The sequence below is a fragment of the Clostridium tyrobutyricum DSM 2637 = ATCC 25755 = JCM 11008 genome, assembly GCF_000359585.1.
Lineage (GTDB): Bacteria > Bacillota > Clostridia > Clostridiales > Clostridiaceae > Clostridium_B > Clostridium_B tyrobutyricum.
Window position 1 is genome coordinate 30,348 of the sequence record NZ_APMH01000023.1, and the last position, 22,853, is coordinate 53,200.

21 protein-coding genes are annotated in these 22,853 nt (G+C 30.6%); 2 read left to right on the plus strand and 19 right to left on the minus strand.

The window, feature by feature from the left end:
• Position 1 precedes the first annotated feature (1 nt).
• The 16 genes from J418_RS0110115 to J418_RS0110190 all read right to left on the minus strand — a co-directional run bounded on the left by J418_RS0110115 (position 2) and on the right by J418_RS0110190 (position 16,861).
• Positions 2–1,204 carry an FtsW/RodA/SpoVE family cell cycle protein gene (locus J418_RS0110115; protein WP_017895520.1) on the minus strand — a complete coding sequence of 401 codons (1,203 nt, stop codon included), beginning with the start codon at positions 1,202–1,204 and terminating at the stop codon, positions 2–4.
• A gap of 52 nt (positions 1,205–1,256) precedes the next feature.
• Positions 1,257–1,694, minus strand: a complete 438-nt coding sequence (locus J418_RS0110120; protein ID WP_017753280.1) for an FHA domain-containing protein — start codon at positions 1,692–1,694, stop codon at positions 1,257–1,259.
• A 70-nt stretch (positions 1,695–1,764) separates the two neighbouring features.
• On the minus strand, positions 1,765–4,587 hold the full coding sequence (uvrA, locus tag J418_RS0110125; RefSeq protein WP_017753279.1) for an excinuclease ABC subunit UvrA: 2,823 nt from the start codon (positions 4,585–4,587) through the stop codon (positions 1,765–1,767).
• Between the two features lie 25 nt (positions 4,588–4,612).
• Positions 4,613–6,601: an excinuclease ABC subunit UvrB gene (gene uvrB, locus J418_RS0110130; RefSeq protein WP_017895521.1), complete on the minus strand. Its 1,989-nt coding sequence runs from the start codon at positions 6,599–6,601 to the stop codon at positions 4,613–4,615.
• Positions 6,602–6,604: 3 nt separating this feature from the next.
• The gene (locus tag J418_RS0110135) at positions 6,605–7,906 is read right to left on the minus strand and encodes a PDZ domain-containing protein (RefSeq protein WP_017895522.1); all 1,302 of its coding nucleotides are present in this window, start codon (positions 7,904–7,906) and stop codon (positions 6,605–6,607) included.
• 37 nt (positions 7,907–7,943) lie between these two features.
• Positions 7,944–9,119, minus strand: coding sequence for a S41 family peptidase (locus tag J418_RS0110140; protein ID WP_017895523.1), 1,176 nt, complete (start codon positions 9,117–9,119; stop codon positions 7,944–7,946).
• A 177-nt stretch (positions 9,120–9,296) separates the two neighbouring features.
• The gene (gene ftsX / locus J418_RS0110145; protein ID WP_017753275.1) at positions 9,297–10,187 is read right to left on the minus strand and encodes a permease-like cell division protein FtsX; all 891 of its coding nucleotides are present in this window, start codon (positions 10,185–10,187) and stop codon (positions 9,297–9,299) included.
• Positions 10,177–10,863: a cell division ATP-binding protein FtsE gene (gene ftsE / locus J418_RS0110150; RefSeq protein WP_017753274.1), complete on the minus strand. Its 687-nt coding sequence runs from the start codon at positions 10,861–10,863 to the stop codon at positions 10,177–10,179. Before ftsE ends, ftsX begins: the two co-directional genes overlap by 11 nt.
• A 143-nt stretch (positions 10,864–11,006) precedes the next feature.
• Complete coding sequence (locus J418_RS0110155; RefSeq protein WP_017753273.1) at positions 11,007–11,357, minus strand: type II toxin-antitoxin system PemK/MazF family toxin; 351 nt, start codon at positions 11,355–11,357, stop codon at positions 11,007–11,009.
• Entirely contained in the window at positions 11,317–11,637 is a 321-nt protein-coding gene (locus J418_RS0110160; RefSeq protein WP_017753272.1) for a CopG family ribbon-helix-helix protein, read from the minus strand. The genes J418_RS0110155 and J418_RS0110160 overlap by 41 nt, the downstream gene beginning before the upstream one ends.
• A 216-nt stretch (positions 11,638–11,853) precedes the next feature.
• Positions 11,854–13,017 carry an alanine racemase gene (gene alr, locus J418_RS0110165; RefSeq protein ID WP_017895525.1) on the minus strand — a complete coding sequence of 388 codons (1,164 nt, stop codon included), beginning with the start codon at positions 13,015–13,017 and terminating at the stop codon, positions 11,854–11,856.
• Positions 13,018–13,029: 12 nt separating this feature from the next.
• Positions 13,030–13,650 (minus strand): germination lipoprotein GerS-related protein, encoded by a 621-nt coding sequence (locus tag J418_RS0110170; RefSeq protein ID WP_017753270.1) that lies wholly within the window; start codon positions 13,648–13,650, stop codon positions 13,030–13,032.
• An 80-nt stretch (positions 13,651–13,730) separates the two neighbouring features.
• On the minus strand, positions 13,731–15,233 hold the full coding sequence (locus J418_RS0110175) for a bifunctional ADP-dependent NAD(P)H-hydrate dehydratase/NAD(P)H-hydrate epimerase (RefSeq protein ID WP_020381128.1): 1,503 nt from the start codon (positions 15,231–15,233) through the stop codon (positions 13,731–13,733).
• Positions 15,214–15,609: a holo-ACP synthase gene (gene acpS, locus J418_RS0110180; protein WP_017895527.1), complete on the minus strand. Its 396-nt coding sequence runs from the start codon at positions 15,607–15,609 to the stop codon at positions 15,214–15,216. Before acpS ends, J418_RS0110175 begins: the two co-directional genes overlap by 20 nt.
• Before the next feature lie 125 nt (positions 15,610–15,734).
• Entirely contained in the window at positions 15,735–16,082 is a 348-nt protein-coding gene (locus tag J418_RS0110185) for a DUF6514 family protein (protein ID WP_017753267.1), read from the minus strand.
• A gap of 293 nt (positions 16,083–16,375) precedes the next feature.
• Positions 16,376–16,861 (minus strand): PTS sugar transporter subunit IIA, encoded by a 486-nt coding sequence (locus J418_RS0110190; RefSeq protein ID WP_017753266.1) that lies wholly within the window; start codon positions 16,859–16,861, stop codon positions 16,376–16,378.
• A 173-nt stretch (positions 16,862–17,034) separates the two neighbouring features.
• Here J418_RS0110190 and J418_RS0110195 point away from each other — a divergent pair, with 173 nt between their 5' ends.
• Positions 17,035–18,366 (plus strand): FAD-dependent oxidoreductase, encoded by a 1,332-nt coding sequence (locus tag J418_RS0110195; protein ID WP_017895528.1) that lies wholly within the window; start codon positions 17,035–17,037, stop codon positions 18,364–18,366.
• A 41-nt stretch (positions 18,367–18,407) separates the two neighbouring features.
• Here the strand turns inward: J418_RS0110195 and J418_RS0110200 are convergent, their stop codons facing one another.
• Positions 18,408–19,238, minus strand: a complete 831-nt coding sequence (locus J418_RS0110200) for a YihY/virulence factor BrkB family protein (RefSeq protein WP_017753264.1) — start codon at positions 19,236–19,238, stop codon at positions 18,408–18,410.
• Positions 19,239–19,423: 185 nt separating this feature from the next.
• Between J418_RS0110200 and J418_RS0110205 the strand changes: the two genes are divergently transcribed.
• Positions 19,424–20,851 carry an Ig-like domain-containing protein gene (locus J418_RS0110205; RefSeq protein ID WP_017895529.1) on the plus strand — a complete coding sequence of 476 codons (1,428 nt, stop codon included), beginning with the start codon at positions 19,424–19,426 and terminating at the stop codon, positions 20,849–20,851.
• A 97-nt stretch (positions 20,852–20,948) separates the two neighbouring features.
• Here J418_RS0110205 and J418_RS0110210 read toward each other — a convergent pair whose 3' ends face one another.
• Positions 20,949–21,494, minus strand: coding sequence for an NADH peroxidase (locus J418_RS0110210; protein WP_017753262.1), 546 nt, complete (start codon positions 21,492–21,494; stop codon positions 20,949–20,951).
• 178 nt (positions 21,495–21,672) lie between these two features.
• Complete coding sequence (locus J418_RS0110215) at positions 21,673–22,656, minus strand: type I phosphomannose isomerase catalytic subunit (protein WP_017753261.1); 984 nt, start codon at positions 22,654–22,656, stop codon at positions 21,673–21,675.
• Positions 22,657–22,853 lie beyond the last annotated feature (197 nt).

Sequence of the window (22,853 nt, forward strand, 5' to 3'; positions counted from 1 at the left end):
ACTACCTACCCTCTTCTGATATCTTTTGAATTATACCTAGAGAAAAAAATGTTATCAACATGGAACTGCCTCCATAGCTTACAAGTGGTAGAGTTACTCCTGTAAGTGGAATTGCATTCATAACACCTCCAACTATAACCAAAACTTGAGATGCAATCATAGCACTATATCCTACTGCCAATAGTCTTGAAAATTTATCATTGCAATAAACAGCTGCCCTCATGCATCTATAGAAAAGTAAAAAATACAATATTATAATAGCAAATCCCATTAATATACCAAGTTCCTCACATAAAGCTGCAAATATAAAATCTGTAGTGTTTATTGGTACAAATTCTGGATGTCCTAGTCCAAGTCCAGACCCTGTAAGTCCCCCTGATGCTATAGAAAATAAGGACTGTACCACTTGATAACTCTGGTCACTAACATAAGGCCATGGATTTCTCCATATCATTACCCTTAATCTTACATGCCCGAACATATGATAACTTATAACTGCTCCAACTGCTGCCAATAAAAAACAAACTATTACATATCTGAATTTTGATGTAGCTATGTATAACATAGTTATAGTTATCCCAAAAAATATAAGTGCTGAACCAAGATCCTTTTGAATTACCATAAATCCCAAAGAAATCATTACTACTATACATGGAATTATGAGGTTCTTGAAATTTTTGTAATTTTTTAACTCTGCAGCCAGATAAGCCACTAAAAATAATTTACCAAACTCCGAAGGCTGAAATTGCATTCCACCTATACTAACCCAGTTTTTAGAACCATTTATTTCTGTACCTGCAAAGAATCCCATACCCATAAATATTAAAGTACATATTAAATATATATATTTATATTTACTAAAACTTGTTGTATCAGGCATTAAAACTACAATTAATATAAATCCAGTAACTCCAATTGCAAACCATATAATTTGCTTAATTGAAACAGCCGTATTTATTCTATACAGCATTACCATACCTATAACCGACAAGATACTTGAAAAAATAAATATATATTTATCTCCATCTGAAAAAAATCTTCTTATTACAAAATATGAATATCCAACTAGCAGACAGATAACAACTGCCATTATCATAGCCCCTTTATCAAAAGGCTGTTTTATTACAGCTAGATTGAAAAAACAAAATAAACACAGTAAATATGTATATTTAAGTAATTTTTTCTCATCTCTAGTAGTATCCAATTACATTCACCACCCTATAAAATATGACTAATAATAATAATACGATACACTACTATATAACCTTAAAAGAAGTATTCCCAATTTTTATTTCGTCTCCAGAATTTAGGTATTGGCGCCCATTCAATTTTTTACCGTTTAAAAGAGTACCATTAGTACTCCCCAGGTCCTCTATCATGCAATCCTTACCATTCTTAACATATACCCTAGCATGGTGAGACGAGGTATAAGGATCTTCCAATCTCAATAAATTATCGTTTTTTCTACCTATGGTTATCTCCTTTCTTATGGGGATAACAGCACCCTTTCTAAGATTAGAATTATTTCCTGGAACTAATACTTCAAGACCAAAAGATCTTCTATTGGATACTCTTACTCTTTTTCCACCATTTTTTATATCCTTGTACATTATTCTTAGTGCCCAAAATATTATTATATATACTATTCCAATGATTACTATTTTAAAAATCAAACTCAATTTACTCAGATCCATTTTTACATATCCTCCCCTAAAGATGAAAAGATTAGCATTATGAATCTAATTACGCTAATCTTTATGTAGATTATAACATCTTTTTTAAATATTGTCCTGTATAAGATGTTTTATCTAGGGCTATTTTTTCAGGTGTACCTACGCACAATACCTTGCCACCATTTTCACCGCCTTCCGGTCCAAGATCTATAATATAATCTGCACATTTTATAACATCCAGATTATGCTCTATTACTACAACTGTGTTACCTGTATCTACAATTCTTTGCAGTATATCTACAAGTCTTTTTACATCATCTATATGAAGGCCTGTAGTGGGTTCATCCAATATATAAAGCGTTTTTCCAGTACTCCTCTTTGAGAGTTCATAAGCAAGTTTAATTCTTTGAGCTTCTCCACCAGACAACTGTGTAGATGGCTGACCCAATTTAATATATCCAAGTCCTACATCCATTAAAGTTTGAAGTTTATTCTCTATTCTAGGTATATTTTTGAAAAAAATCACGGCTTCTTCTACAGTCATATTTAAAATATCATCTATATTTTTACCCTTGTATTTTACTTCTAGAGTTTCCCTGTTATATCTCTTGCCCTTGCATACTTCACATGGAACATATACATCAGATAAAAATTGCATTTCAATCTTTATTATACCGTCTCCTCTACAAGCTTCACATCTGCCACCTTTTACATTAAAGCTAAATCTTCCAGGCTTATATCCCCTCATCTTTGCTTCAGAAGTATTTGAAAATACCTCTCTTATTATGTCAAATACTCCCGTATATGTGGCAGGATTTGACCTAGGTGTTCTTCCTATAGGACTTTGATTTATATCTATAATCTTATCTATATTTTCTATTCCAAGTATACTTTTATGCTTCCCGGGATTATCTTTAGAACCATTTATACTCTTATTAAGTCCCTTATAAAGTATTTCATTCACAAGGGTACTTTTCCCAGATCCTGATACTCCCGTTATACAGTTAAAAATCCCAAGAGGAAATTTCACATTTATATTTTTTAGGTTGTTTTCAGATGCATCTATTATATTTATATATTTTCCATTTCCAGTTCTTCTATTCTTAGGCACTTCTATCTTCTTTTTTCCACTTAAATATTGACCCGTTAGAGATCTATCACTTTTCATTATATCATTTATAGTACCTTGAGCAACTATTTCTCCGCCATGTTCCCCTGCTCCAGGACCTACATCCACTATATAATCAGAAGCCTTCATTGTATCTTCATCATGTTCTACAACCACTAAAGTATTGCCTATATCCCTGAGATGTTTTAATGTCTCAATAAGTCTGTCATTATCTCTTTGATGAAGTCCTATACTTGGTTCATCCAATATATAAAGCACCCCAACAAGACCTGAACCTATTTGCGTAGCCAATCTAATTCTCTGTGATTCGCCGCCGGAAAGCGTACCTGATGATCTAGCCAAACTAAGGTAATCAAGACCTACATCTATTAGGAATTTAAGTCTGCCTTTTATTTCTTTTAAAACTTGGTCTCCTATTAATTTATGTTTTTCAGAAAGATTAAGGGTATTTAAAAATTTGAGTTCATCTTTTATAGGCATACTACAAAAATCATATATATTCTTTCCTCCTACAGTAATTGATAGAGCCTCTCTTTTTAATCTAGCCCCCTTGCAGCCAGGACATGGATTATTGTTCATATAATTTTCTATTGCATTTTTTATATAGTCAGAATTGGTTTCAATATACCTGCGTTTCAAGTTATTTATTATCCCTTCAAATGCATGATTAAACTCCATTAATCTGCCTTGTTTTTCATACTTTACCTTTATACTGTCACCTTTTAATCCATAAAGTAAAATATCCAGTATCTTATCACTGAGTTTTTCTACCGGAGTATCTAATCTAAATTTATATTTTTCTGAAAGGGCCCTGAGTATGCTAAAAGTCCATGAATCCTCTTTTAAACTCCCTTCTCCCCATGGAAGAATTGCCCCGTCAACTATGCTCTTGGTCCTATCTGGTATAACTAAATCTTCATCAATTTCTAAAAGAGTTCCAAGCCCATCACATGTATCGCATTTTCCAAATGGGGAATTAAAGGAAAAAGTTCTGGGTGTAATCTCTCCAATGCTTATTCCACAATGTATACAGGAAAATTTTTCACTAAAAAGTATGTCCTTTCCACCCACTACATTTATAATAACTACTCCATCTGACAATTTAAGAGACGTTTCTATGGAATCAGTTAATCTGCTTCTTATTTCATCCTTTACTATAAGTCTATCCACTACAACTTCTATAGTATGTTTCTTATTCTTTTCCAAATTTATCGTTTCATCTTCCAGATCTACTATTTTTCCATCAACCCTGGCTCTAACATATCCATTCTTTTTTATATTTTCAATTATTTTCACATGCTGACCTTTACGCCCATTTATCAATGGCGCAAGCACTTGTATTTTAGTTCTATCAGGCATGGATAGCACATTGTCAACCATCTGATCTATAGTCTGCTGAGTTATTTCCCTGCCACATTTAGGACAGTGAGGTATTCCTATCCTAGCATACAACAACCTTAGATAATCATATATCTCAGTAACTGTTCCTACTGTAGAACGAGGATTTTTACTTGTAGTTTTTTGATCAATGGATATTGCAGGAGACAAACCTTCTATATATTCTACATCAGGTTTATTCATTTGGCCTAAAAATTGCCTGGCATAAGCTGATAGGGATTCCATATATCTTCTCTGTCCCTCTGCATATAGAGTATCAAATGCAAGAGAAGATTTACCTGATCCTGAAAGCCCTGTAAAAACTACCAACTTATCTCGTGGTATAGTTAAATCTACATTTTTCAAATTGTGAACTTTAGCACCTTTTATAATTATGCTGTCCCTCATAATTCTAACTCCTTAGTATATAAATCTATTTTATCTTCTTTTTCTCTTTTTGTAGCTTTAGTATTATGTCTCTAAGTACAGCTGCCTCCTCAAATCTTAATTCTTTTGCAGCTTGCCTCATCTGTTTTTCATTACTTTCTATTAATTTATCTATATCTTTATTATTTCCAATAATAGCTTCATCTAATGTATTATATTCTTCTTTTTTTTCTAAAACTGTAGTAGCCTCAATTACATCCCTAATTCCTTTATTTATAGTTTTAGGCACTATTCCATGCTTATGATTATAATCCATTTGTACTTTTCTTCTTCTTTCTGTTTCCGTTATAGCTTTATTCATGGAATCAGTAATTCTATCAGCATACATTATAACCTTGCTTTCAGAATTTCTAGCTGCCCTGCCTATAGTTTGTATAAGTGATCGCTCCGACCTTAAAAAGCCCTCTTTGTCTGCATCCAATATGGCAACCAGTGCTACTTCTGGTATATCTAGACCTTCCCTTAAAAGATTTATTCCAACAAGTACATCGAATTCACCTTTTCTAAGATCTCTAATTATTTTCATTCTCTCTATAGTAACTATGCCTGAATGCATATACCTGGCCCTTATATTCATATCTTTAAAATAATCAGTAAGATCCTCTGCCATCTTTTTTGTAAGAGTAGTTACAAGAATCCTGAAACCTCTTTTTATTGTCTCGTTTATACTGGAATATAAATCATCTATTTGTCCTTTGACAGGCTTAACTACAATCTCGGGATCTAATAATCCTGTAGGTCTCAATATTTGTTCTGCAGTATTTTGGGAATGACAGATTTCATAATCTGATGGAGTAGCACTTACAAACACCACTTGATTTATTTTTTTTTCAAATTCCTCAAATTTTAACGGTCGGTTGTCAAAAGCCGATGGAAGTCTAAACCCATAATCAACCAAAGATTGTTTTCTTGATCTATCTCCTGCATACATGGCTTTTACCTGAGGCAGTGTAACATGACTTTCATCTATAAACAGCAAAAAATTCTTTGGAAAATAATCTATTAGAGTTTGAGGGGGAGAGCCTTTCGCTCTTCCATCTAATATTCTGGAGTAATTTTCAATTCCACTGCAATAACCAACTTCTCTCATCATCTCTATGTCAAAATTAGTTCTCTGCTTTATTCTTTGAGCTTCAAGGAGTTTATCTTGGGCAGTGAGGTCATTTAATCTGTTCTCCAATTCCTCTTCTATTTTAGATATAGCTATCTCAAGTTTCTCCTTAGAAGTAGCAAAATGAGAGGCTGGGAATATGGACACATGTTTTCTAATTCCCATAGTTTCACCTGTTAAAGCATCAAATTCTTTTATTCTGTCAATTTCATCGCCAAAAAATTCTACTTTTATAGCATGACTTGTAGATGAAGCTGGAAATATATCCAAGGTATCCCCTTTTACTCTAAAAGTTCCCCTGACAAAGTTTATGTCATTTCTCTCATATTGTATTTCTACTAATTTCTTAATTATTTCATCCCGGTCTTTTATCATTCCCGGTCTTAAGGAGATAGTAAGTTTTTTATACTCTTCTGGATTTCCAAGACCATATATGCATGATACAGATGCAACTACAATTACATCTTTTCTCTCAAGAAGAGCTGAAGTTGCTGAATGTCTAAGTTTATCTATTTCATCATTTATAGAAGCATCTTTTTCAATATATGTATCGGTTTGGGGAACATAAGCCTCTGGTTGATAGTAATCATAGTAAGAAACAAAATATTCCACACTGTTTTCTGGAAAAAACTCTTTAAATTCAGAACACAACTGAGCCGCTAATGTCTTGTTATGTGCAAGTACAAGAGTTGGCTTTTGTATTCTTTGTATTATATTTGCCATAGTAAAGGTCTTTCCTGAACCAGTTACACCAAGGAGGGTTTGAAATCTATCTCCTTTTTCTATACCCTTACTTATACTATCTATAGCTTGAGGTTGATCACCTTTAGGTTTAAATTTAGAATGTATTTTGAAAACTCCCATTTTCTAATCATCCTTATCCTTGTTTTTATTTTTAACTTTATTAAGTACATCTGAAAACTTATCTTTATTCAATTTTATTATCGTGCTATCTTTGGGCACATTTCTAGGTACAAATACTATTCCAAGTCTTCTATTTTCATTCATCTTATTATAACTTACTTGTTCAAGTTTTCCAGTTACTCTCTTAATTTTAAACCATATAAAATTTGAGCACTTTCTAGCTATCTCAGTTATTTTTTCTTCATTTTCAATTTTTTGACTGTTTATCTCAACTAGTAAATCACCACTTTTTATTCCCATTTCATTGGCTGGGGAATTTGGCGCTACAGCAAGAACCATAATTCCCTCATCACTGCTTATATATTTAGGTTTTCCAACAGTTTCTATATATCTTTGTATAAATATCATACCCTCATGAGCAAGTGGAGCAAATACTATAACAAATAATTTTAAAAATAAATTTATATTTGCAAATTGTGCTAAAACAAATAACAGAACACTATAAACTATTATAAACATACCGGACATAAAAGTTTTTTCTTTAACATTTCTTGTGAAAGTCACTGAACTATATCCGATTACCGCATAAAATGGCATTAATGTAAGTACTGCCGTCTTCAATAAATTTACATTAGTTATTTGGTTCTTTAAAATTGGCCACCAATTTGGAGTATATAATTGTACATATGAAGCCGTATCCGGTTTAGACTGGAGAATAAAAAATATAGCTATAGGAATTAGCCAATACCTCTGGAGTGCAAATCCTCCAACTATTCTTCCCGATTTATTTGTAAAAACTGGTATACTTCCTTTTTTGCCATCAATTACAACAAGTATACCTTCTACAAAATGGAGTATAGCAACCATACTCATAAGTGATACTATGTCTATTTTCAAAAAATCCAAACCTGACATATTGAAGTGCATGGAAACTATATTTAATAAAATGCTTATAAATCCAATTAATGCCCCAGAATAAGAAAAACATATAAATCTAGGATTAAAAAACATAAAGACTATAGAAGCTAAAAAGATCAACTCCACTGAAGAATTATTATTAAATGTAATTCCCAAATAAGACATTATAACACTTGCCAAAGTTCCTGCAAAAATTCCTATTACAATTTGAGATATAGTAAGTTCAAGTGTAGTATTAATTTTTTCCCCTATTATCATCTTTTGCATCAACACAATCTTGCTATTTTTTCTATATAGCACAAAAGCTAGTATAGCTAAAAGCACTATAAAATAAAAATTTGTAAGTGCATAAGCTATAGCTTTTAGTGTGTAAACCAACATATTCATTAAAAGTTAATACCCCTTTTCCTCAAATTAAAATTTACTATTTAATTTTACTCTCTGCAATCTGCAATGCCTTTATAAATTGAGGATCTGAGTTTCTATCATATGGCTTGTTTTTTAAACTGTCAGGATATACTACTTGAACATTCGGTTTTATTCCCTTCTTGTGTATATTTTCACCACTTGGAGTATAATATTTTGATATGGTGACCTTTAAGGCAGTTCCTTCTCCAGTATCAAACATAGTTTGAACTACACCTTTTCCAAAAGTTTTTTCTCCAACTAAAGTTCCTAATTTATAATCCCTAATTGCTCCAGAAAATATCTCCGATGCACTGGCAGAATTTCCATTTGTAAGTACAGTAATAGGCATATTATAAAAATTGCCACCTTCAGATTTATACTCTTTTTTATTATTATATTTATCTATTGTAGAAACTACTACTTTACCACTAGGCAAGAAATTAGATACCATTGATACACACTGATCCAGTACACCTCCTGGATTATCCCTCAAATCTATAATTAAAGATTTCATGCCTTTGCTCTTTAACAATGTCAATTCTTTTTTAAAGTTTTTAGCTGTATTTTCATCAAACATGGATACTTGAATATATCCAACATTATTGTCTACAATCTCTCCAGTTACAGTTACCATATTCACTTTGGCCCTCTTTACCTTAACATCAAAGCTGCCTTTATTTTTTCTGAAAATTGTAAGCTTGACTTCTGTTCCCTCTTTTCCCTTCATTATAGAAACAGCTTTTTCAAGCTCATTTCCATTAACTTCAATTCCATTGACTTTTTCAATTATATCATTGGTCATCAATCCAGCTTTTTTAGAAGGAGAATCTTCAAATACCTGCTGTATTTGTATCTTATTATCCTTTGAAGCAACCTGTATTCCAATTCCACTATAATTCCCTTCAGTTTCAGTATTAAAGTCATTAAATTCTTTTTTATTCATAAATACAGTATACGGATCTTTTAATGATGATGTCATTCCTTTTAATGCACCCTCCAAAAGAACACTATCATCTATCTTGCCATCATAATATTTATACAGTGTATTTCTAACTTCAAATATCTTTTCAAATTTACTTATTGCATTTCCCTCTCTGATTTGCCAAAAACTATAAGTTCCAAACATAGTGGCTATATTAGTAGCAATTATAATAAATACTATCCCCAATATCCACTTTTTCTTTTTATTCAAGCTATCTTCACCTCTTTTAATAACATTTAAGCATATAAAAAACTGTCTTATATTAGTATTTATGTAGATATGAAATAATTATAACACTAAAAAAATATAAATATACAAAATTACCTAAAATGTTTTTCTATAAAACTGGCATGCAGATAACTGCATGCCAGTACTTAAAATCATAGATTAAACTGCTAAAAATTTTCTTATAGAAAGTAAACTTCCCAATGCACCTATTATAACTCCTACTAATAAAAATATTCCTAATATATTACTATATACATATTGAGGACTTATTAATTGCATTAATATAAGTGAAGAAGATGTCTTAAAATACAACATCCTATATAGATAATATAAGATTATATCTGCCACACCTGCTCCTATTATACCTATAATAATACCTTCTATTATAAAAGGCCACCTTATAAACCAATCTGTAGCTCCTATATATTTCATTATTCCTATTTCTCTTCTTCGTGAATATACTGTAAGTCTTATAGTATTCCCAATTAAGAATAGAGAAACTCCTACCATTATAACTAATATAACAATTCCTATCCACCTTACAGTTCTAGTTATTTTTACGATTTTATCCACAATTCCTTTTCCATCTTGAATACTTTCAATACCAGGCATATCCTGAATACTGCTTACTAACTTGGAAACATATTCTGGATTTGTTACCTTTATTATGTATGAATTAGGAAGTGGATTATCTTTTTCAAGACCGTCAACTAATGATTTGTTCTGTTCTCCCAATTGATTTCTAAATTTATCTACAGCCTGTGACTTAGTTACATAAGTTAATGATTGAATATTACCATTGGACTTGATTTTATTTTCCAAATCCTTTTTCTGTGAACTAGTTATATTATCTTTTAAGTATACATCTACCTCTACTTTTGATTGAACCTGAAGTATTCCCTGATTTACATTTACCATAGCAAGTATTGATACTCCAAGTATAAAGAGAGTGGCGGCAACTGTAGCTACTGATGCAGTACTTATAGTCTTATTTCTATTTAAGCTTTTTAAAGACTCACTTATAAAAAATTTTATCGTACTAATTCTCATAACCGTATGCACCTCTCTGTTCATCTCTAACAATTATTCCCTTTTCTATTGCTATAACCCTTTTCCTCATGCTATCTACTATTTCTTTGGCATGAGTTGCCATAACCACTGTAGTGCCTGCATTATTTATATCACTTATTGTATCCATTATATCCATGGCAGTTTCAGGGTCTAGATTTCCTGTAGGTTCATCTGCTATTAGTATAGACGGGTTATTTACTATAGCTCGTGCAAGTGATATTCTCTGCTGTTCTCCACCAGACAATTCATTTGGGAATGATTTATATTTTTTAGCCAATCCAACAAGTGATAACACTATTGGAACCTTTTTTCGTATCTGTCTTGAAGAAGATCCAATTACTCTCATGGCAAAAGCTACATTTTCATATACATTTAATGTAGGTATCAATCTGAAATCCTGAAAAACCACTCCTAGATTTCTTCTATAAAATGGTATCTTTCTTCTTGATAAATTTGTTATATCTTTTTCATTTACTATTATATTTCCACTAGTTGGTTCAACTTCTTTAAGCATCATCTTAACAAAGGTTGTCTTCCCGGCTCCACTTGGGCCTACTAAAAATACAAACTCACCTTTTTCTATTTTAAGGTTTATATTGGACAACGCAAATATGTTGTTATTATAAACTTTACTTACGCCTCTAAATTCTATCATTTATACCTCTCCTCAATACATTTCTTTTATTGCAAAAGATTTTATACCCTGATTTTCATTATATCATATAACAATAAGTAATTGAAAATTAAAGTATTAAATTATTATTAATAAAAAAAAGGGTAAAATTACCCTTAAATAGTTTACTGGAGACCCACACTCACTAGAAGTGCATTATCTACTTTTTTCATATCTATATCTGTCATATGGCCGATTTTTTCTTTCAACCTTCTTTTATCCAATGTTCTTATTTGTTCTAACAATACTACCGAATCCTTATTAAGTCCATATGCCTCTGAAGAAATTTCTACATGGGTCGGAAGTTTTGCTTTATTTATCTGAGAAGTAATAGCCGAAACTATAACAGTAGGGCTGTATTTATTTCCTACATCGTTTTGAATAATAATCACAGGCCTAATTCCACCCTGTTCAGATCCTACTACAGGGCTTAAATCAGCATAAAATATATCTCCTCTTTTCACTATCGTTGTCATTTGGCAAATCACTCTCCGAAAGCTTCGCTTCATATTCTTTTAATTCCCTTATGTCACATGCAAAGCCCATTTCCGCAAACTCAAGATTAAGTTGTGCCATTTCTTTATATCCTCTTTCCATTTCAGATATAATATTTAACCTTTTTTTCTCCTTAATATATAATATGATAGCTTCTCTAATAAATTCACTTCTTTTTTTACAATCTTCTTTAAGTGCTGCATTGAACTCATCATATAGTCTTTCTGAGAGGTTCACTACTAATCTTTTTGAATTTGACATTAAAAATTAATACCTCCTATTAACGTAAGCAAAAGATAAACATAAAATAATTATAGTCATAATAATTGTACATGTCAAAAAAATATTCATATTTCAACAATATTTTTTGACACAAATCCTTTACTAGACGTATATTTTTTATATAAAGACCTGTACTTTTAATTTTAGTATGTATTTCAATAAATTAAAATCTTATGTAATAGGAAAATATTAATTTTATAATATATAATTTTTGACTTTTACTACTTTATTATGTTTAATATACACTCTTGGAAGTCTTTTACTCATCATACACAGCACTTCATAACTTATGGTTTCAAGTATGGAAGCTATGTCCTCCGCATCAAATCTCAATTTGTTCTGCTGACCCATAAGTATAACTTCGTCTCCAACATTTATGTTTTCAATATCAGTTACATCAACCATACATTGATCCATGCATATGTTTCCAATAACAGGAGCAAACTTATCATCTATAATAACCTTGGCCCTATTAAATAATCTCCTGGAATAACCATCTGCATATCCAATAGGAAGCGTTGCTATAACAGTTTTTCTATTAGTTCTAAATTTTCTACCATAACCAATATACTCACCTGCATCTAAAGTCTTTAAATGAACTATCTTAGCTTTTAATTGCATTACCGGCTTTATGTCCATGGCATTCTTGTCTACTTCTCCTGATGGATAATATCCATAGATTATTATTCCTGGTCTTACTTCATCAAGATAGGTAAATGGAAGTTCCATTATTGCAGCACTATTAGCTATATTTCTCATATTTATATTAACTTTTCTTAAACTAAGCATGTTATAAAACTCATTATATTTTTCAAATTGGAGTTTAGTATATTCTTTATCGGTCTCATCAGCTGTAGAAAAATGAGAAAACAAACTTTCTACCTCAATATTAGGAAGTTCATTTATTTTACAAATTAAATCTACGCTGTCCTCATTAGGCAAAAATCCTATTCTTCCCATTCCTGTATCTACCGCAATGTGAATTTTTACTCTCTTATTATACAGGCTAGCAACTTTTGATAGCTTTATAGCATATTCATAAGAACACACAGTAGGTTCTATATCGTATAATACTATGTCTTTCAAAAAATTATCATCTGTAATTCCCAGTATCATAATAGGGCATTTTATTCCCTTTTTTCTCAGTTCTATAGCTTCATCCAAAATAGCAACAGCTAACTTTGTAAAACCATTTTGTAAAAGAGTCTGAGCAACTTCAAAAGCCCCATGCCCATAGGCATCAGCTTTCACCACTCCTATTATATCTCTGGCCCCTACTTTGTTTTTTATCTGCCTGACATTGTAAATTAAATTATCCAAATCTACCTCTACCCATGCAGGTCTGAAGACCTTATCCACTTATGTCACTCCTCATTTATACACGGTACCTATATCAAAAATATCTTTTTTCAATTCTATATTTGATTTAAAATCAGTATACTCAACATTTACCATTTTTTCACCGTTAGAGTTATAAATCATTAAAAATCGCGGTACAGAACTTACTGCATTTATATATAGTTCTGCTTTACACATATTTTTATTATTCCCTGGTATATCCAAACTTATAACTTGATACTTTTCATTATATATATTCTTAAATGAATTATCAACCCTTTCATTAGTATATATAAGGCTTACATATTCATCTATAAAACAGAATTTAAATAAGCTATCAAAATCTTCATCTATATTATAATTACTTCCACTACTAAGGTCACTTGCAAATATTTTATTCTGCTTATATATGAATAGTCTATCCTTCCCCAGTTCAAATCTTTTTCCATATTTTTTATTGTATAATTGTTTACCAGTATAATTTATTTTTTGTTTATCATTTTCTATTCGTATATTTACATTACAGCTGTAGCTGTCTAAATCTTTAAGATAATTTATTATTTCTTCAGTGTTTTTTATCTTTTTTCCACATGATACGAAGACAAAAATCACAGCAAAGCACATAATGAAAATACTTAGCAGCTTTTTATACATTTTATACCCCCTATAAATGTATTTCACTACTAATACTATTCCATTAGTTATATTTGTATTACAATCATCTTAACAAATTATCATTTATATAGTATATCTTTCAATATAAATGGTATTTGACTTATAATATCACTGGCATTTACACAAAACATATTTTCCGATAACCTATCCCCACAAAGTCCATGCACATAAGCAGCCATGCAAGCAGCCTCAAAAGGAGTATAATTTTGAGCTGCAAGGGATGTAATCATACCAGTTAAACAATCTCCCATTCCACCTGATGCCATTGCACTGTTTCCAGTAGAATTTATGGCTAAACTGTATCCATCCGTTATAACAGTATTATAACCTTTAAGTACTAATGTTATATCATTTTCTCTGGCAAATTTTCTAGCAATATCTATTCTATTTTCTTTTATATAATGCATGGCTAATCCTGTAATTCCTGACATCTCTCCTAAATGTGGAGTCATTATAATTTTACACTTTCTATCTTTTAAAATATCCAGCCTACCCTTTAAAACATTAATTCCATCCGCATCAATTACCAAAGTACTTCTTACTTTGTTCAGAAGCATTTTTAAAATATTTAGTGTGAATTCATTATTTCCCATACCTGGTCCTACAGCTACAGCATCACACTTTTGAATAAGTTCTTCAAGTTTCTGATCATTTGCCAGATCAACAGTCATTGCTTCTTCAAGTTTTGAACTCATAATATTTTGGAGTTCCCTTCTGCATGCAAGAGTAACTAGTCCTGCCCCACCTTTAACCGCAGATTGGGTACTTATATATGCTGCTCCAGAAAATCCAACTGATCCTGCAATAATTACTACTCTGCCAAAATCTCCTTTGTGAGAATATTTATTTCTTATTTTTAATGTGTTTTTTGCTATTGTATCAGTTATAATAAAATCTCTAATATTAAATTTATTAATTGCAATGCTTGGAATTCCTATATCTTCAATAATTATACTTCCAGTAAATTCATCAGCCTCATAATTTAAAAATCCCTTCTTATATAATTGAAAGGATACGGTTTTATTTGCCTTAATGGAATTTTTTAATACTTTACCTGTATCACCACTAAGTCCTGAGGGAATATCTATAGATAACACGTACTTACTGTTTTCATTTATAAGACTTATAATGTCACCATATATTCCCTCTACATCTCTTGAAAGCCCAGTTCCAAAAATAGCATCAATAGTCATATCACTGAAATATATAGCTGATTTAACCTTTTCTATTTGTTGACTGTTATCTATTATATCTACTTTAACTCCTAAATTTTTTAATATATCATAATTAATCCTGCAATCATTGCTCATATTTTTTTCATTTCCAATTAGAAATACATTTATACATTTTCCTAAATTATATAAATGCCTGGCAACAGCAAATCCATCGCCTCCATTGTTTCCCTTGGTACAAATTATGCAAAAAGAACTGTATTTTTTAGTATCAATATTTTTTACTACCTTTAGCGCTGCGTTTTCCATAAGAACTATACCTGGTATTTTAAGTTCGTTTATACAATAACTATCTATGTTTCTCATTGTTTCAACATTGGCAACTTTCAATATCATCAACCTCCATAACTGCAAATGCTATTGCATTATTAATCTCATGAGATATACTCAAGTGAATTCTATAATTGCCATATTTCTTTGCTAATACTTCAGCTTTTCCCTTTAAAATCACGTTAGGCTTACCTAAATTTGTTCTATGTATGCATATATCCTTAAATTCAAATCCTCTAAATCCAGTTCCAAAAACTTTAGATACAGCTTCCTTAGCTGCAAAGCTTCCAGCTATAGACTCAGGTTTGTTGTTGTTTTTATTAAAATATTTAATCTCATCTTTATCAAATAATCTGTCTACAAGATTAGTATATTTGTCCAACGCACTTTTTATCCTGGATATTTCAACTATATCCACTCCAACACCTAAAATCAACAACACTACCTCCAATACTCATATTGTTATTCAAGTATAATTATACACTATAAAAATTAAGAATATAGAATAAATAATAGGAATAGCTGCAAATTCTATTATCTGTTCTATATTCTTCAATATTTTTAATAAGCCATAGTTTTTATTTGTTTATCAAAGTCCATAGCATAATCATCAACATAATCACCAATTATATCTACAAGATGAATTGGTGAAACTTCCTTCGTGTACAATAACCGCAATAAATTATGTACCTTGTATCTATCAGGGCTTATATTTTTTACACAATCTCTACATATATCAACTAATTTTTCATTGAATATATCCTGTCTTTCTATTTCTATTCCATATGACTGTATCTGTACTATATCCCATCTACATATAATATCTAAATTATTTTTAATTAATCTATAAAAATAATTACTCTTTTTACTGTCACCCAATTTTGTTTTCATAAGATTCTCAATTACCATACATTTCTCCCCCAAACTATATTGTTTTTATAATTGATTTACAGAAATTATATTATCACACATCACAAAAAAATTATGTCACTTTGTGATAAAGTTAAATTATTAATTATCTCTTTTATATGACAACATAATTAGATAACTTCACCATAAACATTCTATTCATTATAATTTGACAATCTTATTCTATTGAATTGCACCATATCAGTAAATCATTTACAAACAATTATAAATTTGGAATCTAGTTTTTAGATGAGTAATCGATTCACACCAAATCACAGATTTGGGTTCTCTGCTTATCTCATTTTATAAGTTATTATTGGGTCTTTTCCAGCTTTAACGTAAGAGTTTAAATTACATTTAAAATTGATATTACAAATAATATCCGTGTTTGTTATAATTACAGGAGTTATAAGCGAATATCCTTTACTTTGTATGAATGTTTTATCTATTTTTATGATTATATCACCGGCTTTAATTTTAGAACCTTCTGATACTACTCTTTTAAACCCTTTTCCTTGCAAATCTATAGTATCTATACCTATATGAACTAAAACTTCCAAGCCATTATCCAGAATAATTCCAAAAGCATGATTTGTATTAAATATAAATGATACTACTCCATCAGCTGGGGATAGTATGCTGTCCCCTATAGGCTCAATAGCCACTCCATCTCCTGCAATTCTATTTGAAAATATCTGATCAGGTACTTTTGACAAACTCACAACCTTTCCATCAGCTGGAGAAAGTATCTGAAATTCCTTTTTTAAGAAATCAAACATTTTTACCTCCCATAATTACAAAATACTCAAGCATCAAGAGTATATATTGCTAAAATTTGTTTGTCAACACTTAATCTAAATTTTAACTATTTTTGTTGATTTTAGTTTATAACTATATTATACTGTATCTATATTGAATAATTATTATTAGGTAATAAGCAGGAGGGCTTAGAATGAATAAATCCATAAAAACAAAGAAAAAATGGAAATGTCTTATTTGCGGTGTAATATTTGAGGGAGATGAGCCTCCAAAAATCTGCCCTGTATGTGGAGCAGACTCCAGTCAATTTGTGGAAGTAGCAGAAAATAATATGTCCTTTAAATCCAACTCAAAAGATAGGTTTATAATAATAGGAAACGGTGCAGCAGGATTTAATGCTGCAAAGTCTATAAGAACACGAAATACCAAAGCTGACATAAAATTAATATCAGAAGAAAAATATTTAACATATTACAGGCCTGAGTTGTCAGATTATCTTGCGACTTCCATACCTGATGATAAATTTTATGTAACCGGTCCAAAATGGTATGATGAGAACAATATAGAATTAATCCTCAATACTTCAGTTAAATCTATAAATTCAAAATCTAAAAAAATATACCTTAGTAATAATAAAGAACTATCATATGATAAATTAATCCTTGCAAATGGAAGTGTAAATTTTATACCTCCTATAAAAGGCAATGATAAAAAGGGAGTATTTACTCTAAAATTTTTAAAAGATGCGGACAATATAAAAGAATACATGAATAAATCTAAAAATGCCGTAGTCATAGGTGGTGGTTTGTTAGGTCTTGAAGCTGCATGGGAAATGAAAAAAAATGGTCTTTCTGTAACTATCGTTGAATTTTCGGATAGACTGCTTCCTAGACAGCTGGATACTAAAGGAGCTGAAATATTCAAAAAATACATTGATACATCTGGTGTTTCCATAATCCTTGGCGATAGTGCAGATGAAATACAGGGTCAGGATAAAGTATCTTCTGTAAAATTAAAAAGTGGAAAAATTATCAATACTGATTTAGTTCTATTCTCTATAGGAATACGTCCTAATAAAACATTAGCTGAAAATTCAGGTATAAAAGTCAATAAAGGTGTCATTGTAAATGACAGAATGGAAACTTCTGCAAAAGATATATATGCATGTGGAGATATATGTGAATACAATGAAAAAATCTACGGTAACTGGCCTGCTGCCGTAGAAATGGGAAAAACAGCTGGTAATAACGCTGTAGGTGATGAAGTCCATTTTGTATCTTTTGTATCTTCTGTTATATTTGCTGCAATGAACTGTAATTTGTTTTCCTGTGGAAACTTCTCAGAGGATTTTAAAAATATTTCATCTAGTGATCCTTCCAAAGGAACATACTCAAAATTATTCTTTGAAAACAATAAATTAGTAGGTGGCATTCTTATAGGTGATACTTCAAAATCCGGTAAAATAATGTTAGCAATACAATCCGAAAAAACATTAAATGATGTTTTAAAAGAAAATACTTTATAATATAAAATTATGAAAGCTCCAGAATCAATATATTCTGGAGCTTATTTATTAACAAATCTTCTTTTATTCCAAAAAAGTGCATTAATTTCTCCACCTATTATAGTAATATTAGATAAAATAAACAGCCATGTCAAAAGTACTATTACAGCACCTATACTTCCATATATTAAAGAATAATTGGCAAAATTATTTACATAAAAAGCAAAACATATAGATACAAGAATCAATGTTATAGTGGATACTATTGACCCCGGAATTACTTCATACCACTTCAGCCTGACATTAGGTGTATAAATATAAACTGCCCCAAAAATGGAACTTATTGAAAAAATTATTATTAAATATCTTACTACATTCCAGGCAAAATTAAAGTTTCCATTAAGTCCTAATTCGGTTGTCAGAAATCGTCCTAATAATTGTCCAAATATCAAGAGTATACTAGTAATTAAAATTATAAATATAATTCCAAAAGTACAAAGTATTGATATCGTATATAATTTTAAAATTCCTCTATCCTCATCTTCACCATATGCTTTGTTAAGGCCTTTAATAACAGCTTGAAAACCATTTGAAGCACTCCATATAGTAAAAATAAAACTTAAAAATAATATTTTATTATTCCTGGTATCTACAATATTCACAATCGTACTTTCTATAATTTTTAAAATATCTTCGGGAAGTATTCCATTTAACATAATCAATATATCACCACTTTCCACAGGAATATACCCTACAAGGCTTATAATAAATATTAAAAAAGGGAAAAAGGAGAAGACTAAACTATAGGCAAGTTGGGAGGAAAGTGCCATAACATCATCTTTTACAAATCTTATTACAAATATTTTTAAATTATATATAAACTTACTTCGCATATATACACCAACCTTTATAATTAAACTACATAGTATATATAGTATTTCCTACTTTATAAATTTATTATTTGTTTTACTCCTTTATTCTAAATATAAATAAAACAATTTCATAAAATTTGTTGAAACCTAAACAAAAAAAGGATAAACTAATTATATATAATAAAAATAGAGAAGGAAGGTTAATAATGAAAAGTTTTACTAAACACTTATTAATTGTATGTGCTGTATGTGCAACAACAGGAATAGCAAGCCACAGTACTGCATTTGCTGCAAATAATGAAGACAAGTCTTCTATTGAATCTTCTCAAATAACAACATCTAGTTCGGCTGTAATTTCAAACACAGATAATAATTCCACAAACACAGAAGGTTCTATTGAGGACAAGTCGATTTCTACTACTAAAGATGACACTTCTTCATCTGAAAAAAATACTTTATCTAGTACTAATACAGAATCAAGTGTAGAGTCGAGTGAAAAATCAAAAAATACATATTCAACTGAGGACAATGGAACAATTACTGCAAACTATTCTCAAAAAGTAAATTCAGATAGTAGTAATGTAGTTACGAAGGATAATGTTGCAACAACTAAAACATGGCAGGTCAAGTTTAATCAACCTGTTACTATTGATTCATTAGAAGGAAAAATAGAGCTAATAAACGAAACTACAAATGCAGAAGTTCCAATTACAATGACAATAGTAGAAAATAGTCTCGATCAAACTGTACTAATAACACCATCAGTTGCGCTTGACTTTGATAATGAGTATCATTTGTCAGTTTCCCAAAGTATAACATCAAAGTTTGGAAAAGTTCTTTCAAATCCTACTATAGTTAGCTTTAAAACACAATCGAGTATATCCTCAATTAATGATATCAATTTAACTATAAAACAAGGAGGAGCTTTTACTTTACCTACAACTGTAGATGCAACTATGTCCGATGGAACTACATCCAAAGTTGCTATATCTTGGGACAAGCAATTGAACAGTACAAGAAGTCCTGGCAATTACACATTCAATGGTACCGTAAGTGGTTATAAAAATACTGTAAAATTAAACTTGACTATAGAAGCTGTTCCTCAATCTCCTTCACCTACAGATGGTAAGAGAACTCAAAATGCTACTGAGCTTAAATTGTATAATTATCTTTCAGATTATACTAATAGAAATTCGGTTTACGATAGAGCTGTTCAAATACATGCTTCCTTAGGCTATGGTGATGATCCATACAGTAACAACTGTGCATTTTATCAAAGTACAGCATTGAGAAGTATAGGTATAAATATACCAAACTCTACTGCAAATACTAGAACTCTTACAAATGTACTTACAAATTTGGGATGGAAAATATCATATGATTTATCTCTTTTGTTACCGGGAGATATATGTTTTACTATTGGTGCTTCGAACGGGACAGGTCCAACTCATACCTACACTTTTATGAAGTGGGCTGATCCTGATGATTTCCATTATGCTTATATATGTGATAATCAAGGCGGCGATTGGCCTTATACTGATGATGGAAATACAGATGCATACCATGAAAGAAGTATTGATACCCAAACATCTATAGCTGATAAAATATCATATTTCATGTATCCACCAGCATAATAAAAATAAGCTTGTACTCTTTATTAAAGGTACAAGCTTATTTTTTATCTAGATTCAGCTCACATTAGGCCTCACACCAAATCGCAGATTTGGAATCCTACTTAAAATATCTGTTTAATACTCCCTGAAAAGCTGCTCCGTGTCTAGCTTCATCTTTGCACATTTCATGTACTGTGTCATGAATTGCATCATAATTCAATTTTTTTGCAAGTGTAGCTAATTTCTTCTTTCCAGCACAGGCACCTCTTTCAGCATCTACTCTCATCTGTAAGTTTTTCTTTGTATCATTTGTAAGTACTTCCCCTAAAAGTTCAGCAAATCTTGATGCATGATCAGCTTCATCTTCAGCAGCTCTTCTATATGTTGCTGCAACTTCTGGATAACCTTCTCTATCTGCTTGACGAGCCATAGCAAGGTACATACCAACTTCTGAACATTCACCAGTGAAATTGTCTCTTAATCCCTGTAAAACTTCAGGATCAACTCCCTTTGCAATTCCTACTTTATGCTCATCAGCCCAAGAAACCTCATCATCAGTTTTTTCTTCGAACTTATCAGCTGACGCACCACATACTGGACATTTTTCTGGTGCCTTTTCTCCTTCATATACATATCCACAAACTGTACAAACAAATTTTTTCATAATAAAAATCCTCCCTTAATGGTTTATATTTAATAATTTATATCGTAAATTTTTTTATGTTTCTTTCAACAATTATTATTATATAACACTAATTATTAAATTGCAAGTATTTTTATAATTTTTTATAATAAAAAACATAATAAGTAAAAAAACTTACCATGTCTCTTATTAAAACTTATTATATCTTTTCTACTTCTTTTAATATTTCTGATTCAACTTTTTCAAAATCTGGTACATAACTTTTTACAAGTTTCATATTACCTCTTAATCTATATTCTCCAAGTGATGCTGGAATAAGTATACTATCTCCAACATTTATAGGTTCGGCACCATTGTCATATATAATATCGCCTTGTCCTTCCACACATGTAAATATATAAAATCTTTCCTTATCGCTAATTTCAACAGCTTCTTTATAAATATCATAAAGTTCTAAAGAAAATTCTTTTGAAATGCATATATAGGTTTTAAAAAATCCTTGTCTCTCTACCCTAAGTCCTGTACTTTTTTCACCTCGTAATTTTAAATTGACTACATCCAGGGCCTTTTTTACATGTAATTCCCTTCCCCTATTATAATCATACACTCTATATGTTATATCACTGCTCTGTTGTATTTCTGCTAAAATTACACCTTCACAAATTGCATGTATCATGCCGCTTCTTATAAAATAAACATCTCCTTTTTCTACAGGTATCCTATTCATATACCTTTCTAAATTTCCATTTGAAATTCCATTTCTAAATTGTTCCAGAGTACACCCTTCTTTAGTTCCAACTATTAAGCTTGCTCCTGGAAATGCCTTTATTACATACCATGCTTCTGTCTTGCCCATTTGATTTTCAACTCTATTTGCATATCTGTCATCTGGATGAACTTGTATGGATAGTTTGTCCGTAGCATTGATTATTTTTACAAGTATGGGAAAATTTTTCTTGTCTATTTTTGTGCCTACTATTTTATCTCCCGTCTGCTTAATAAGTTCATCAAATCTCATGTCTTTGAATTTACCATTTGCAACTATACTCATTCCATTAGGATGGCAAGATATATCCCAGCTCTCACCAATATCCCCCTCCGGAAGATTACTCCTAAACAGTCCTAAATCTCTACCTCCCCATATCTTTTCAAAATATAAATTTTTAAATTTTATAGGATACATAAAATCAACTCCTCATAAACTATTTAGTAAATATAAAAGTATTCATTAATTAATATTATAACATTATAATATTGTGACAATTTACCATTGTATTACTTTTATTGTGTTGTATTTCCATAAATCTGATGGTATATTGATATTAATTAATATTAATTAATATCAATTATTATATAACATTAATTAATATGTGAATTTTA